Below are 15499 nucleotides of genomic sequence, written 5' to 3' on the forward strand. Positions count from 1 at the left end.
CACCTTTCTAAAGTTTAAGAGTCCACAAAAGACACAGAGTAGGCACTAAAGACACAGAGTCAACTTTTTCCGCTATACTTTCCCCCTAGGGAATATAACTTTGTAGTCAACATTTCCAAAACAAAAAAAGCCCCTGATCAAAAAATCAAGGGCTTTATCTTATATAAATTAATTCGCTTATTGGAATTTTTTAGCATTTACTTTACGCTCATTTTCTGTTAGGTAAATTTTACGTAAACGAGTGCTTAGAGGAGTAACCTCGATGTACTCATCTGCTTGGATGTATTCCATGCTTTCTTCTAATGAGAATTTAATCGCTGGAGCAATTCTTGTGTTATCATCCGTACCAGAAGCACGCATGTTTGTTAGTTGTTTTCCTTTCGTAATATTGATCGTTAAATCATTATCGCGGATATGCTCACCTAAGATTTGTCCTTCATAGATATCAACACCTGGATCAACGAAGAAACGTCCGCGATCTTGCAATTTATCGATAGAATAAGCTGTAGTTGTACCTTTATCTAATGAAATCAATACACCGTGAAGACGTCCAGGAATTGTTCCTTTCCAAGGCTCGTAACCTTTTAATCTGTGTGCCATAACCGCTTCACCTGCTGTTGCAGTCAAAACATTATTACGCAAACCGATAATACCACGAGAAGGAATTTCGAATTCTAAGTGTTGCATTTCACCTTTAGTCTCCATAATCAACAACTCACCTTTACGTTGAGTTACCAATTCGATTACTTTACCAGAAACTTCAGCAGGAACGTCAACAACCAATACCTCTACTGGTTCGCATTTCTTGCCATCGATTTCTTTTAAAATAACTTGAGGCTGTCCTACTTGCAATTCGTATCCTTCGCGACGCATTGTCTCGATCAATACAGATAAATGCAGAATACCACGGCCATATACTAACCAGGCATCAGGTGATTCTGTAGGAACAACACGCAATGCTAGGTTTTTCTCTAATTCTTTTTGAAGACGGTCATGAATGTGACGAGAAGTAACTAATTTACCTTCTTTACCAAAGAAAGGCGAGTTATTAATCGTAAACAACATGTTCATCGTAGGCTCGTCAATGTGGATAACTTCTAATTGTTCAGGATTATCAAAATCAGCAATTGTATCACCGATATCAAATCCTTCAATTCCTACAACCGCACAGATATCACCACAAGCAACTTCTTGTACACGGCGACGGCCTAAACCTTCGAATGTATGCAGTTCTTTCACGCGTGATTTGACCACTTTACCATCACGTTTCATCAAAGAGATCGGCTGACCTTCTTTAATCGTTCCGCGAGCAACACGGCCAATTGCGATACGTCCTACGAATGTAGAATAATCCAATGACGTGATTTGCATTTGTAAAGTTCCTTCCACAAATGGTGAAGGAGGGAAATGATCAATAATTGCATCTAATAATTCAGATACATCTTCTTTAGGCTCTTTCCAGTCTGTTGACATCCAACCATTTTTAGAAGAACCGTACAATACTGGAAATGCTAATTGCTCTTCAGTCGCATCTAAGCTAAAGAATAAATCAAATACATTTTCGTAAACTTCGTCAGGACGGCAATTCTCTTTATCAACTTTATTTACTACTACTAAAGGCTTCAAACCTAAAGCAAGCGCTTTTTGAGTTACAAATCTAGTTTGTGGCATCGGACCTTCAAACGCATCAACCAACAAAACAACACCATCGGCCATTTTCAAGACACGCTCTACCTCACCACCGAAATCGGCGTGACCAGGAGTATCAATAACGTTGATTTTCACACCTTTGTATTGAACAGAAACGTTTTTAGCCACGATCGTAATACCGCGTTCACGTTCTAGATCGTTGTTATCTAAAATTAAATCACCTGTACCATCATTGTCTCTAAAAAGATTCGTAAAGTGTAAGATCTTGTCTACCAACGTAGTTTTCCCGTGATCGACGTGAGCGATAATCGCTATATTTCTAATATTTTGCATCCAGCAATGTTCTTATAAAAATTAAGGTGCAAAGATATGAATTTTGCACCTTAATTTTTTATATTTCCTGATTATTATTTTGTTAACTACATAATTGTTAACTATATTGTCTTGTTTTGGGGGTATTTAATATGTCGAATCCGTCGACAAAGGATTATTTACTTTGCCCATAAACAAAATCAGATTTGTCTTGTTCTCTTTAATTAAAAACACAAACGGCTTATCAAATTTCATTTGTAATACCGGCGGTAGATTACTAGTAACGCCAATACCAATAGCAGTAACTGCAGCTGCTTCTGTTCCTTCTTCATCTACTTCGACGAACGTTTTTTGTTGAAATTTGGTTATTTGAGTCGGAAGATCAAAAATTCCTGAAAAGTTTGCATAAGAATTGAATGCGACACCCATACCAAAATTTGTTAAATCTGGGATCAAGTTTCTTGAATATGCGAATTTAAATTTCGGGATCGACAGGTCCATTGTTGTCATGGTATACCTTCCAGCATCGTGTTCCATATTCTCAATATAGGTTGATAGATCAGCATTTGTCCAATGGGCTGACTCAGAGTCGGAAGGCTTAATTAAAACCATACTAAACTTCTTGTTAGAATACGGCAATTCAACAGCTATCAACCCATATTGACTTATCACATTATACGAATGGTTGATTTTCATAAAGTCAGATTGAACTGTTTCACCAGATGCCGTATAAAAATCTAATTTTCCCGTGTTTGATTTCTCAAATTTTTGTTCCCAATCTCCTTTAAAATAAATAGCATTGATTAAAAAGGCTAGGTCATCTTCAGATGTCTTATCAATGATCTTATCTATTTTATCATTAGTCTGATTTTTAACCCAATCATTTATTAAATCTTTGGATTGAGAATCTCCAAAATCCAAGCCCTGCACCTCGGCATTGTAATACTGCTGATTAACAGCTAAAAATTCAGGCAAAATAGAATAATTCTGATTATACCAAATAGAATTTGCCAAATGAAGTTTTGTTTGAGGATCTACCTTCGGAAGCCCTTCAATCAAGCGCTGATAGAATGCATTCAAATCCTCCGCAGCAACTTGATCATAACGAAATACCTTAGCTATCGCATCCTTTGTATCGCCGACAGCGCCGTTGTATACCATGCCCATCACCATGCCTGCTCCAAAAGGAGACAACATCGCATTATCCGTGTTCTTTAAGTTTTCGTTGCTTCTTGAAATAATGCCGAAGTGAATTGATTAGTTTGAATCACTTGAGCTTCATCAGTTGCCGTTAGCTGCAAATCAACGCCTAACGGCAACTCTTCAATGTCATTTTTGCCACAAGAATAAAAACAGGTGAGCACAATGATTAAAAGTAAGTTTTTCATAATATTTTTAGTTTATTACTAATAAACGAACTCACAGCCAATCTGCTACACCAAGATAAAAAATAATTTTTAGAAAATTTATTAACAAAAAAGAAAATGCAAATTTAAGCAATCACACCTAGCTCTTTTCCGACTTTGGTAAATGCGGCAATGGCTTTATCCAAATGTTCTAATTCATGGCCTGCAGAAATCTGAACGCGGATACGAGCTTTTCCTTGAGGCACGACCGGATAATAAAACCCAATGACATAGATTCCTTCTTCCAACATTTTGGATGCGAAATCTTGCGCAATATTTGCATCATATAACATTACTGGAACGATCGGATGAAATCCTGGTTTGATATCAAATCCAGCTTCTGTCATTTTCTCTCTGAAATAACTGGTGTTGGATTCCAATTTATCTCTCAAATCCGTTGTTTCGCTTAACATGTCCAGCACCGAAATCGAAGCTCCTGTTATAGCAGGCGCTAATGTATTGCTAAATAAATAAGGTCGAGAGCGTTGGCGCAGCATATCGATGATTTCTTTTTTTCCAGACGTAAAACCACCAGAAGCCCCACCTAAAGCTTTTCCTAAGGTACCAGTGATAATATCCACGCGATCGATTACATTAAAAAGCTCATGTGTTCCACGGCCTGTCTTTCCGATAAATCCAGTACAGTGCGACTCATCGATCATCACCAATGCATCATACTTGTCCGCTAAATCACAAATCTTGTCCAACGGAGCAACCGAACCGTCCATGGAAAATGCGCCATCAGTAACTATAATTTTGTGTTTTGCTCCCGAAGCTGCGATTAACTGCGCTTCTAAATCAGCCATATCGGCATTCTTGTATCGGAAACGCTGTGCTTTACATAAACGCACACCATCAATAATCGAAGCATGATTCAACTCATCTGAAATGATAGCATCTTCAGCGCCAAACAGAGGTTCGAAAACACCACCATTCGCATCAAACGCCGCAGCATATAAAATGGTGTCTTCTGTACCCAAAAAAGAAGAAAGCTTAGCTTCTAGATCTTTATGGATATCTTGCGTACCGCAAATAAAACGGACCGAAGACATTCCGTATCCATGCTTGTCTATCGCATCTTTCGCGGCCTGAATAACTTTTGGATGTGAGGATAAGCCTAAATAATTATTGGCGCAGAAATTAAGCACTTCTTGACCAGTACTTACTTTTATTTCCGCCGACTGAGGAGTGGTAATAATTCGCTCTTGTTTATATAATCCTGCACTTTTTATTGAATCTAGTTCTTTTGCTAATGCCGATTTTAATGTGCTATACATAGTATTTGTTTTTGCTGTTGAATAAAAATTAAAGTTACATTTCTTTTTCTAAAAGCTTAAAGAAGTTCGTCAAAAACAGCATTCATTTCAACAAAAAAGGTTTGGAAAAACCAAACCTTAAACTAACCATTTATTTAATCCTTGTAAACACTTCCGTTCGTCCAATAAGGCTGATGCCGATGTATCCGCGAACTTCCAGCTTATCTCCGTTGAGCGTCATTTGACAACTGTAGGTTTTTCCATTTTTTGGGTCATAAATTTTACCCCCCTCAAATGAATTTCCCTTTTTTGAGAAATTGGTGAGGATCTCTAATCCTTGGATATTTCGGCTACGCAGTTTTTCATCCGGATTTTTTGAATCCTTTTTCGTTGCGTCCTTTATCCAATACAATTTCCCATAATACTTATCTCCTTTTTTGAAAATCTCGATACGTCCTTCCGCACTTGAATTTTGCCATTTTCCAAGAACCGGATCGCTTCCTTGTGCAAATAATGCCACTGACATCAATATAGCACAGCATGTGAATAATAATTTTTTCATTATCGTTAATCTAATTTGTTTACAATTGAAGTATGAAGATAGCTATTATTTCTATGCTAGCATAATAAAATTAATTTTTTATCGGACAAAAAATAGAAGGCTATCACCAAAAACAAGAACATATAGTGCATTAAAATAGGATTTGATCATTGGATGAAATATCGCTTTATGTTTATTATTGTGATAGATTTGGCATTTTTTTTGAAAGAGTTCTGGAAACAATTATTTAGAAACTTAAAAAGTTATTGCAATGAGATTTATTATCAATTTATTAGTTACAGGGCTTATCGTAGCGGCAGCGTGTTATCTTATTTCAGGCGCTCATGTAGAGAACTTTTGGTGGGCAATCATTACAGGTTTGGTTATTGGATTTGTGAATTCGGTCGTAGGTGGTATTCTTCGATTATTCACATTCCCGTTAAATTGGCTAACTTTTGGATTAGTATCGTTTATTATTACGGTATTAATGATTATGTTGAGCGACAAAATCATGGGGTCAAAGTTTGACATTGACGGATTCTGGACAGCAGTTTGGTTTGCAATTGTAGTCGCGATATTCGAAATGATCGTTGGAAGAGTGGTTACAAAGGATGATAAATAAGTTTTTTGTCCTATTACATAAAAATGGCGAGCTGTAGAGCTCGCCATTTTTGTTAAATTAGGTTCATAACCATCGATTGCTTCGATACTAGTACGCGCCGATGTAACGATGACCTGTACCGTTTGTTAATTTTGCACCTTTTGTAATTGCTCCTGTTTTCCAGTTAATTACATATACATTACCAGGTTGACTTACTGCTGTCAATGGAATATAAACGTAATCACCAGAAACGGCAATACTTTGATGTTGATCGAAATTTAAATTTGCTTCGTTATCAGTTGGGATTTTTGTAGCTGTTTTAGCATTTAAGTCAATTAAAGCTAAATAACCTCCTTTTTTGTCGATATCATACATTACAATACCTTTATTATCTTTCAAATATCTCCAAGCTTTGATTCCGGCAAGACCATTCACTCCTAGAGCTTTAGACAAATCGAATAAAAATGTATTATCATAGTCGTTCGTGGTTTTGTCAATTCTAAGGATATGTGGATAACCAGTTGTATTAACTCCAGTTGCTTGATAAACATTTCCATCATCACCTAAATATTGGATCATTGTTCTATACCCGTTGTTTCCATATTTACTTTGAGTAGACCAGATTACCTTTGGATTTCTCAAAGAAGGGTAGTCTAAGACAAGAGTAACCGTACCAGCAATATTCGCCGCATCACTAGGCCATGAAATTAAACCATCTGCATTTCTAGTAGGTGTTCCAGCTGGATTCACTTTGGAAATGTTAGCTCCGATGTATACCTTATCTTTCGCTTGGTTGATAATTGGAACATCAATCCTTCCGATCGAATACCCTTGTGCTAATTGCTCAGCTGTAAACGGCACAACAAATTCAGCAGTATTTATGATGCTTGGATTGTCCAAGTTTAAGATAGCAACCTTTGCAGTAGATTTAATTGATGTAAACGTTGCTGAAGGAAAAGTCCCAGTATAGGCCGCTGTATCCGCAGCGATAGTCACACCGACACCAACACCTTCGGCAGATTTTACCCAGCGAGGAGATGTTCCTAAAATAATAGAAGTATTTACTTCGTTTCCTTCTCTAACATATTTCTCCTGTCCATTAACTTTAAATTTGGTAAAAATACCACCATCAGCTCCTGTGTATTGGATATCATATAGATATTTCCCATCTGCCGATGATTGAACTCTAGAAGTACGTGGTGATTCTAGTTTCAAGGCTTTGCCCACAGGAAAAATATCCAATTCATAGTTTGGATCAATAGCTTGATCATGATTAATTGCATAGGCCAACGTTCCACCGTTTCCGTCACCGTCATTTGTTAGCTTTAATGCAGCTGTCAAAGTAATCCATCTTGTTCCGTCGTCAACTGGCGGGGTATCGCCCCCTGAGTCAGTACCCTTATCACAACTTCCTAAAACTAAAGATGTGATCATCGTTCCTAAAAGAACTCCTCTTGTTAAAAGATTTTTTTTCATGTTATTAATTCTATCTAAAATTTACCTATTGTATAATTGAGTTTAAAATAAATTCCTCTACCTGGTTTTTGAACACCGAAATTATCGTACAAAGTTTCGTTAAATATGTTTTTTGCATCGACACTCGCGATTAATTTCCCTGATGGAAAACGATAACTAGCACCTAAATCGTGGGAAAATTGAGCCGGCGTATATCCTTGCTCAGAAGGATGCCACGCAATATCATACGCGCCTACATATCCCGTTGAATAATAAAAGTTGGTGACAGACTTTTTCTGGATCAAATTGTCAAATCTATACTGAACATTCGCGTTAATGGTGAAAAATGGTTCATTTGGAATTTGCAGATTATGTCGGTCATCAGGATTACCGTTCTCGTCAAATTCGCGCTTATAAAGGGCGTTGAATTTCGAAAAGTTAACAATAGCGTTCAATCTATCTCCGAATACATAGACAATTTCTGCTTCAACACCTCTAGATTGTGTTTTACCCAAATTCACAAATGCGGCCGCAGGAATATCCAAATCAGTATCAGTTACTATGCTATCAACTGTTTGTCGTGTTATTTTGTTAATCCCATTTCTCCAAAATGCACTTCCATAAAATGAAACTTTATGACGTCCTTTCTCTAAACTTGCATACCGAAATCCTAGATTATAGTTTATGTTTTGTTCTGGCTGAAGATTTAAATTTGGCAAAACATTCGTTTCCAAATTTCCATACATCTGTTCTTCGGTAGGCATGATATAACCATTTTCCATAGAAGTAATTATGAATAATTTTGGAAGAATATTATAAGAGATAGTGGCTCCATATCCGAAATTATCATTAAAGGTTTTTTTCGTTTCAGGATTTAGCTGATAGGATCCGTCAGAATTAAAAGTTGCCCTAGGATCGGTTTGCTTGGTACTATTGGCTGTATATTTAAGCAGAACATTCGTCCTCAATTTATTTTTAAAAGTTTGAGCTTCGTAATTTGCGGATAGAATGTTTTTCATCACATGAGTCACGACTTTTAAATCCTTATTTACAGGCTTCAATAAGTTTACATCATCTCTGTCCGTACTTTCCAATTTATGATTCACTGAAATACGATGACCGGGAAACAAGGTGTACGATAAATTTGACCGCGTATTTAATATTTTTCGATCGGTCTGAGATATAGTTGGCAAGCCTTGCTGTGCGCCAAATGGGGACTTAATTACAATTGGATCCAGACCATTTTCAATCATATAATCTGTGTGCAATACAACTGGATTACCATCCCAGTTGTACAATGTCGTAACAGTATCTTGAATATATGTCCTTCTACTACTTTGAACAGCATTAATATTTAGCGATAGCCCTTCAACAAAAAGATTTCTTTTAATGTAGTTTAAGCTAAAGACATGTGCATCATATTCGGCAAAACGCCCAACAAATGGATAAGAAGTGGTTGTCCCATGAGGAATTTCACTGTAAGTATTGGATAAATTGTATCCTACAAAAAACTGATCAGCCCATTTAACATCTGTAAATCCCGCTTCGAAACGGCCACCTATCGCTTTGTATGTATTATTGAATCTTCTAGCTTTGAAATCCCTTGTAAGAATTCCATTTCTATCTGTGAATTTTGAGAACTTACCCCACATCTCATAGTCATTATCCGTGTAGGTATAAAATCCTGAACCCCTAAAGGAAAGTCCTGATTTTTTTTCACGGGCAGATACGCTTGCATCCGCATTGATCGTATTAAATGAGCCATAAGAAACCGCAACGTTTGCATTGTTTTGCGAAACATCCTTTTTCATGACGACGTTGATGGCTCCGCCAACATAATCTCCAGTCAAATGAGAAGGCAATACACCTTTATAAACCTCGATACGCTCAATCATCGCTGGAGGAATATTATTCAAATTGAATGATGAACCGTAAGTAGAAACCTCTATTCCATCTAAAAATATACCGATTGCGCTTCCTGACAAACCGTTCAAGTTGTATTCCACTTGTGAGCCTACGCCTCCATTTTGACGAACGCGGACTCCTACTGAGCGGTCTAGCAATTCATTTGTAGTTAAGTTTCGCAAAGAAGCTTCTTTCGTTTCGATCACTGTCACGGCAAACCCACTAGTTTCCATCTCAACTTTATTCGTGTTGCGATTTACCAAAACTTCATCTATGGAAACATCCCCCTTTAAATCAATTACAATATTGGTATGTTTATTTTTTTGGTTAAGATTTATTTTAAGGATTTTAGATTCGATTTCAACTGAGGAAACTGAAACTTCATACTCGCCATAGGGCAAGTTTTTAAATTCGTAAATCCCGTTCGCGGCAGTTACATTATTTAAGTTCAACGATTTTATTGTAACCGTAGCATGGGATATTGGGTTTGAATTTTTATCTTGAATGATTCCTTTTAAATTTCCTGTTTGAGCAAAAGACTGTAAGATATTTAGAAAAATAATTATACTTAAGGATAAATATTTCATTATATAGATTAATACTTTTAACTTTGATAGTTTTTTAGAACAAGTCTAAATAAACATTATGGTGCAAAAATAGAATTATTCTAAATAAGAAAATGACGCAATCAGAAAAAAATATTTCATATTCCGAAAATTGTCTAAATTCAGAAAACAAAAATTATCCCGCTCTGAAAGAGTTAAAGCACGATCTTCAATACCTTATTATTGTTGGTAAAAAGCATGTAGAGCACACTTTTTCGGAGGATTGTTATGTGAATATTCTGGCTGATGAACAGTGCGACACGACTACGTATCAATTAAATGAAAAGAAATTTCTCTTAAATAAAGGAGAAAATATTTTACATCACGTAAAATCGAACTCCAAAATTTTGATTCCCAGCACATGCCAAAGCAATCGGCTTGTATTTATCTGTATATCACCGCTTCACTTCGAAGCGTTCCATGAAAAAACATTGCAAGAGCCTTTTCGATTTATAAATGGATTCCTAACAAAGCAAGATAATCGCGTCAGCCTATTGCTTTCCAATTTATTCGAATTGGATGAAAACATCAGCCTGGATAAATTAAAAACTGAAGCTATCATTTTAGAATTATTGATCCGTCAGATAGAAATTCTGCATGTAGAGAATGAAAATCATGAGGTGATTCCTCATAAAAGTCATTATGATAAAATCATGTCTGCAAAGAAGCTTATCGACAGCGATTTAACAAAAAGCTACAGCATTAGCGAATTGGCTAAAGAAGTGGGGACAAATGAACAGTACTTAAAAACGTACTTTAAGCAATATTTCAACAAAACCATCCAGCAATACAGTACAGATAAGAAAATGGGTTATGCGAAAGATTTAATCCTAACTGGAAATCTACGCGTTGCGGACGTTGCCCGAATGACAGGATACAAACATTCTACGCACTTCACAACAGCATTCAAAAAATATTTTGGATTTATCCCCAACTCATTGCGCTATACCTTTTTGTTAGCCCACGAGGGTGTGGTTGCAATTGCCGAGTCTGGGATTACAAATATTCTATAACGAATAGCTAATAAAAAAATCTCCAGGCTATTCTTATGCCTGGAGATTTATCACTCTAATCTTTTGAATTTATTTAAATCTAATATCCAGGATTCTGAATGTAGTTTGTATTTCCTATTTGGCTTTGAGGGATTGGGAACCACAAAGCCCGATTGTCGTCGTCAGCAGGCTTTTCTTGCCATTCCAAAAGATATTTACCAAAACGGATTAAATCTGTCCGACGGTGAGCTTCCCAGAAAAACTCTCGTCCCAACTCATCCAGCAAACCATCTAATGTGATTGCCGCCAAAAGAGAGGCTCCTCGCGCAGTCCTTACTTGATTTACTAAAATTAAAGCTTCGGCCGCGTTTCCTTGACGCAATAAAGCTTCGGCCTTCATCAACAACACATCCGAATATCGATAGAATACCCATTCATTATCTGGCAATTCATTGCTAAGATTCACATAATCTGGCTCGTATTTCATGACTCGAATGCCGGTAACTTCTAAATTATTTCCGCGTTCTATTAAACTTACCTCTCGGGTGAAACTTAAATTATTTCCCCTTCTATCCTTTAAAGCTACCCCATTTTGATCATATTGCTGACCGATTAAGAAGCCCATATTCACCCCTCCGACTTCTGTCATGCCGGGATAAGGACCGCCACGTCTCTGGTCTGTGCTTTCAAACTTATCATAAAAATCAGACAAAGTCGCAAATCCATTCCATCCGGAGGGATTCATATTATAGTGCGTGGTAACTCTCCACATGCTTTGTAAACTTCCCGCATTTGTTCCACCAACATTATCTGAGACAAAAATCAATTCTGAAGATGACCCATTATCAACCGCGAAATTATCAAAATAGTTGGCTTCCAAACTGTATTTATTTGTGGCAATAATCTCATTAGCAAGGGTAATTACTTGAGCCATGTCCCCATTATCGAATGTTGGATTGTCACGGCTTAGAATAGCACCCTTATTTAAATAAATTTTCATTTTTAGCATTTTTGCTGCATCTTGATTAGCTAATTTATTTGAATTAGTTGGCAGATTTGATGTAATCTCATCTAATTCAGCAATCAGGTAATCAATTTGTTCAGGCGCTTGTCTTACCCGAGACATCAAGGTGATGTCCTCGCCAGCATCTCGATAAGGTACTTGCCCCCATCCATCTAAAATATCAAATTGTACAAATGCTCTAACGAAGCGAGCTTCTGCTTCTTGTTGTGTGGTAGGCGAATAACCCAAAATATCCGTGGCGGCGTAACTAACCGAATTTAATACTTTATATACGTTCTCTATAGTACCATGATCAATTTGCCATTTGTGCAAAAACAACGCTCTCCATGCTCCATTATCATCCCAGTCCCCAGCTCGGGTTGGGGTGATAGTTTCGTCCGAAGTCGCTTGTTGCAATGCCCACCAAGCGCCCATACCTTGATATGGAGACCTCAATGTAACATACATCCCTTCCATTAAAGCGTCCATATCACTTTCGCCAATTGATCCGCGGCTTGTCTCTCCTTTAAGCTCTTCTACTAAATCCGAACACCCTGCAAACAGAATGCTTGCGATCAATACATACTTTATTATATAATTTTTCATGATTTCTAGTTTATAATGAAAAGTTAAAACCTAAACTGAATGTCCTAGATGATGGATAACCAATGTAATCAATACCCAACGATGGCAATTCTCCCAATCCTCTCTCGGTGTTTATTTCAGGATCAAAACCTGTATATTTTGTAATCACAAATAGATTTGTTCCCGTCAATGACACATTCAAATTTTTAATGTTTTTTCCTACATTACCTAATCGATAGCTAATGCTTGCATTTGCCAATTTCAAATAAGAACCATCTTCAATGTAACGTGAAGAAGAGGTTATTGGATTGCTTAAAGACTCCATTTCTGAACTCTCATATAGCGCCAGAGAAATGTTCCTTGAGCCAAGGTTCGTAATTGGAGTTACAGAATTGGCTGTGTTATTATAAATATCTCTGCCAAGCATCCCATTAAAATTTGCGACAAAGCTGAATTTTTTATAGCTTAAATCAGTATTGAATCCATAAATCGCATCTGGATTTGGATTTCCTAAATAATAAAGGGTATATCCATCATCTGTATACATAGAAAACCCTTCATCATCAAAACCTAAAAATTCGCGGGTAACCATAGCAAACATCGGCAATCCCTCTTGAATAATTTCTACGTTCGAATTTGACATCCCTTGACCGCTTAGCACGCCAGTCTTATAAATCCCTGCCAATTTTGTGACCATGTTGTCCAAGAATGTAAAATTAACTCCAGCATTCCATCTCAAATTCTCGCGCTGAATCAACTTGCCATTTAAGGCAATTTCTACACCCTTATTTTCTATCTCCCCATCTAAATTCATCCAAATAACTGACGAACCTGGCGCATTCGGATAATATGGAATGACTGGGTATAGCAAATCTGTTGTTCTCTTATGAAAATAATCGACTGTTCCTGTAAGCCTATCGTTAAAAAAACCGAAGTCAAGACCGATGTTTGTTTGTTGATCGCTTTGCCATTTCAAATTTGGATTGGCATTGCTAATCGCTGTTAGTGCACCGTCTGTTCCTATACTATATTGATCATATGATGCCCCTGCTGGAAATTCTTGGTTACCTGTAATACCCCAGCCAGCTCTCAATTTTAAATTGCTAATAATTGAATTATCGCTCAAAAAGCTTTCGTCCGAGATATTCCACGCTGCTGAGAACGATGGAAAATTTCCGTATTTGTTGTTCTCTCCAAACTTAGTCGATCCATCTCGGCGAAAAGTAGCAGTTAACAAATACTTGGATTGGTAATTGAATATCGCCCTTAAAAAATAGGATTGCAATTCGGTCGTTGGATCATTGAATGACGAAATAGTTCTTGTAGATACGTCTCCCGCCTCCAACACATCTGTATAATCTAAGTCAATATCACCGTAATTCCGTCCAGTATATAACATCCCTTTATTGCTAAAGCTCATGTACTCAAAACCAACCACGGCATTTAAATTTAGACCAGAGGCAATTTCTTTATCAAAAGTCAGGGTATGCGTCAATTGAGAAGTGACTGTTTCGTTATTTGCATAACTAGCGTAGCCACCTTTTGTTCCCTCTTCAGGTTTAGCTTGAATACCGTCTAAATTCAACCAGCTTCTAGTTGAAGCTCTTCGAACACCATTGCTATATTTTACGGAACCTAAGAAACGATATTCTAGCCAATCGTTAAACTTATAATAAGGTGATAAATTAGCTAACAAAGTACTCACTGTAGCTTTGTCATCATAGGCTTCCAACATAGCTACTGGATTAATGATAGTTGACCCAGCTAACACATAAGGCGACCCATCTGAATTATACATCTGTTCGGTTGGATTCCACATAAGAGCTTGCCCTATTAAACTTCCTGTAAATCCTGCATCAGTAGTTATCGGAGCAATGTCCTCTTTGGTTTGGGTTCCTATTAATCCAATATCCAAACCTAATCTTTTACTTTCCAGCATTTTAAAATTTCCGTTAAAAGATCCAGCAAATTTTTCGAAGTTGGTCTGTTTTATGATTCCATCTTGATTTTGATAGCCAGCAGATGCTCGGTATCTAGCATTTTCATTTCCCCCGGAAAACGCTAGATCCGCATTTATACTTGGAGCTACTTGAAGAATTTCACCTAGCGCATCGACGCTTGTGCCGAAATCGCCTGCTGTCAATGAATATCGATTCAACATTTCTCTGTATTGATCCGCATTTAGGACGTCGACTCTTTTCATAATGGAGGCAAGTCCTGAAGATAAATTAACGTCAAGTTTCAAATCACCTGATTTTCCTCTCTTCGTCGTAATCAAAACTACTCCATAAGCCGCTCTTGATCCGTAGATTGCTGTCGCAGAAGCATCTTTCAGTACTTCCATCGATTCAATATCATTCGGATTTAGGAAAGTCAAGGGATTTCCTGAAGGACTAGTACCAATCCCGCCACTGGAGGATGGTCGAGCAGTATTGCCGTCCAAAGCAACCCCGTCGACTACATATAAAGGCTGTCCAGAACCTGTAATGGCAGAATTACCACGAATCTGTACAGTTGTTGCTCCGCCAGGCTGTCCTGAATTATTTAACATTTGGACGCCAGAGACTTTACCTTGAATCAATTGATCAGGTGATGTGTAATTTCCTCGATTAAAATCTTCTGCATTTAATTTGGTTACCGCCCCTGTTAAATCTTTAGACTTAACACCTGCATAACCAATAATAACCACTTCCTCAATTGCTTCATCATCTGGAACTAGACTGAAGGAAATTCTTTCGGAGGCGCTGGTCAAGACAATTGATTTTTCTTGAGTTAAATAGCCAACGTAAGTCACTTGGACAATATAATTACCTGGCTGTAAATTTCTGAATTCGAACTCTCCTTGTTCGTTCGACGATGTAGATTGCGTAGTATTTTTTAGTAAGATAGAAGCTCCAGCGAGAGGCTGTGATGCTTCATTTAAAACTTTGCCCGATAACACAATTTGCTGTGCAAAGGCCTCCTGATTAGCGAGTAAAATCCCTAGAGCTAGAAAAATTACACGAATCAGAACATTTTTGGATGATGTTCTCATGGTGTTATATTTAGTTTATAAAATGAATTAAAGGTCTATTCTTTAGATAAATATACAAAATAAACAAACAGCAATCTAATTTTAATAAAATTTCATCATTTAACTATTAGGAATGTTAAAAACGAAAAAATCCATCTAAATTTCTCTAGATGGA

The 15499-nt window shown here is 37.1% G+C and carries 11 protein-coding genes; 2 read left to right on the forward strand and 9 right to left on the reverse strand.

The genetic code is table 11. From position 1 onward, the window contains the following. Positions 1-177 precede the first annotated feature (177 nt). The 5 genes from typA to C4F49_RS02200 all read right to left on the reverse strand — a co-directional run bounded on the left by typA (position 178) and on the right by C4F49_RS02200 (position 5186). Positions 178-1983, reverse strand: coding sequence for a translational GTPase TypA (gene typA / locus C4F49_RS02180; protein ID WP_196934200.1), 1806 nt, complete (start codon positions 1981-1983; stop codon positions 178-180). A 126-nt stretch (positions 1984-2109) separates the two neighbouring features. Continuing rightward, positions 2110-3159, reverse strand: coding sequence for a serpin family protein (locus C4F49_RS02185; protein WP_196934201.1), 1050 nt, complete (start codon positions 3157-3159; stop codon positions 2110-2112). 17 nt (positions 3160-3176) lie between these two features. Continuing rightward, entirely contained in the window at positions 3177-3350 is a 174-nt protein-coding gene (locus C4F49_RS02190; RefSeq protein ID WP_196934202.1) for a hypothetical protein, read from the reverse strand. 104 nt (positions 3351-3454) lie between these two features. Beyond that, positions 3455-4645: a glycine C-acetyltransferase gene (kbl, locus tag C4F49_RS02195; RefSeq protein ID WP_196934203.1), complete on the reverse strand. Its 1191-nt coding sequence runs from the start codon at positions 4643-4645 to the stop codon at positions 3455-3457. 130 nt (positions 4646-4775) lie between these two features. Further along, a complete protein-coding gene (locus tag C4F49_RS02200; protein WP_196934204.1) occupies positions 4776-5186 on the reverse strand; it encodes a DUF2147 domain-containing protein in 411 nt (136 codons plus the stop codon). A 250-nt stretch (positions 5187-5436) separates the two neighbouring features. Here C4F49_RS02200 and C4F49_RS02205 point away from each other — a divergent pair, with 250 nt between their 5' ends. Continuing rightward, the gene (locus tag C4F49_RS02205; protein ID WP_196934205.1) at positions 5437-5787 is read left to right on the forward strand and encodes a phage holin family protein; all 351 of its coding nucleotides are present in this window, start codon (positions 5437-5439) and stop codon (positions 5785-5787) included. Positions 5788-5874: 87 nt separating this feature from the next. Here the strand turns inward: C4F49_RS02205 and C4F49_RS02210 are convergent, their stop codons facing one another. Both C4F49_RS02210 and C4F49_RS02215 read right to left on the reverse strand, forming a co-directional pair. Continuing rightward, the gene (locus tag C4F49_RS02210) at positions 5875-7242 is read right to left on the reverse strand and encodes a hypothetical protein (RefSeq protein ID WP_196934206.1); all 1368 of its coding nucleotides are present in this window, start codon (positions 7240-7242) and stop codon (positions 5875-5877) included. A 14-nt stretch (positions 7243-7256) separates the two neighbouring features. After that, positions 7257-9713 (reverse strand): TonB-dependent receptor, encoded by a 2457-nt coding sequence (locus C4F49_RS02215; RefSeq protein ID WP_196934207.1) that lies wholly within the window; start codon positions 9711-9713, stop codon positions 7257-7259. Positions 9714-9805: 92 nt separating this feature from the next. Between C4F49_RS02215 and C4F49_RS02220 the strand changes: the two genes are divergently transcribed. Further along, complete coding sequence (locus tag C4F49_RS02220) at positions 9806-10744, forward strand: helix-turn-helix transcriptional regulator (protein ID WP_196934209.1); 939 nt, start codon at positions 9806-9808, stop codon at positions 10742-10744. Between the two features lie 79 nt (positions 10745-10823). On the opposite strand, the gene C4F49_RS02225 is transcribed toward C4F49_RS02220, so the two are convergent. Beyond that, complete coding sequence (locus C4F49_RS02225) at positions 10824-12332, reverse strand: RagB/SusD family nutrient uptake outer membrane protein (protein ID WP_196934211.1); 1509 nt, start codon at positions 12330-12332, stop codon at positions 10824-10826. 10 nt (positions 12333-12342) lie between these two features. Continuing rightward, on the reverse strand, positions 12343-15345 hold the full coding sequence (locus C4F49_RS02230; RefSeq protein ID WP_196934213.1) for a SusC/RagA family TonB-linked outer membrane protein: 3003 nt from the start codon (positions 15343-15345) through the stop codon (positions 12343-12345). Positions 15346-15499: the final 154 nt, after the last annotated feature.

The organism is Sphingobacterium hungaricum (assembly GCF_015210005.1).
GTDB classification, from domain to species: Bacteria; Bacteroidota; Bacteroidia; order Sphingobacteriales; family Sphingobacteriaceae; genus Sphingobacterium; species Sphingobacterium hungaricum.

Excerpts from the sequence above, each read along its gene's own strand:
- C4F49_RS02185 (WP_196934201.1), bottom strand. The coding sequence starts at position 3,159 with ATGTTGTCTCCTTTTGGAGCAGGCATGGTGATGGGCATGGTATACAAC.
- C4F49_RS02210 (WP_196934206.1), bottom strand. The coding sequence starts at position 7,242 with ATGAAAAAAAATCTTTTAACAAGAGGAGTTCTTTTAGGAACGATGATC.
- kbl (WP_196934203.1), bottom strand. The coding sequence starts at position 4,645 with ATGTATAGCACATTAAAATCGGCATTAGCAAAAGAACTAGATTCAATA.
- C4F49_RS02225 (WP_196934211.1), bottom strand. The coding sequence starts at position 12,332 with ATGAAAAATTATATAATAAAGTATGTATTGATCGCAAGCATTCTGTTT.
- C4F49_RS02215 (WP_196934207.1), bottom strand. The coding sequence starts at position 9,713 with ATGAAATATTTATCCTTAAGTATAATTATTTTTCTAAATATCTTACAG.
- C4F49_RS02190 (WP_196934202.1), bottom strand. The coding sequence starts at position 3,350 with ATGAAAAACTTACTTTTAATCATTGTGCTCACCTGTTTTTATTCTTGT.
- C4F49_RS02200 (WP_196934204.1), bottom strand. The coding sequence starts at position 5,186 with ATGAAAAAATTATTATTCACATGCTGTGCTATATTGATGTCAGTGGCA.
- typA (WP_196934200.1), bottom strand. The coding sequence starts at position 1,983 with ATGCAAAATATTAGAAATATAGCGATTATCGCTCACGTCGATCACGGG.
- C4F49_RS02205 (WP_196934205.1), top strand. The coding sequence starts at position 5,437 with ATGAGATTTATTATCAATTTATTAGTTACAGGGCTTATCGTAGCGGCA.
- C4F49_RS02230 (WP_196934213.1), bottom strand. The coding sequence starts at position 15,345 with ATGAGAACATCATCCAAAAATGTTCTGATTCGTGTAATTTTTCTAGCT.
- C4F49_RS02220 (WP_196934209.1), top strand. The coding sequence starts at position 9,806 with ATGACGCAATCAGAAAAAAATATTTCATATTCCGAAAATTGTCTAAAT.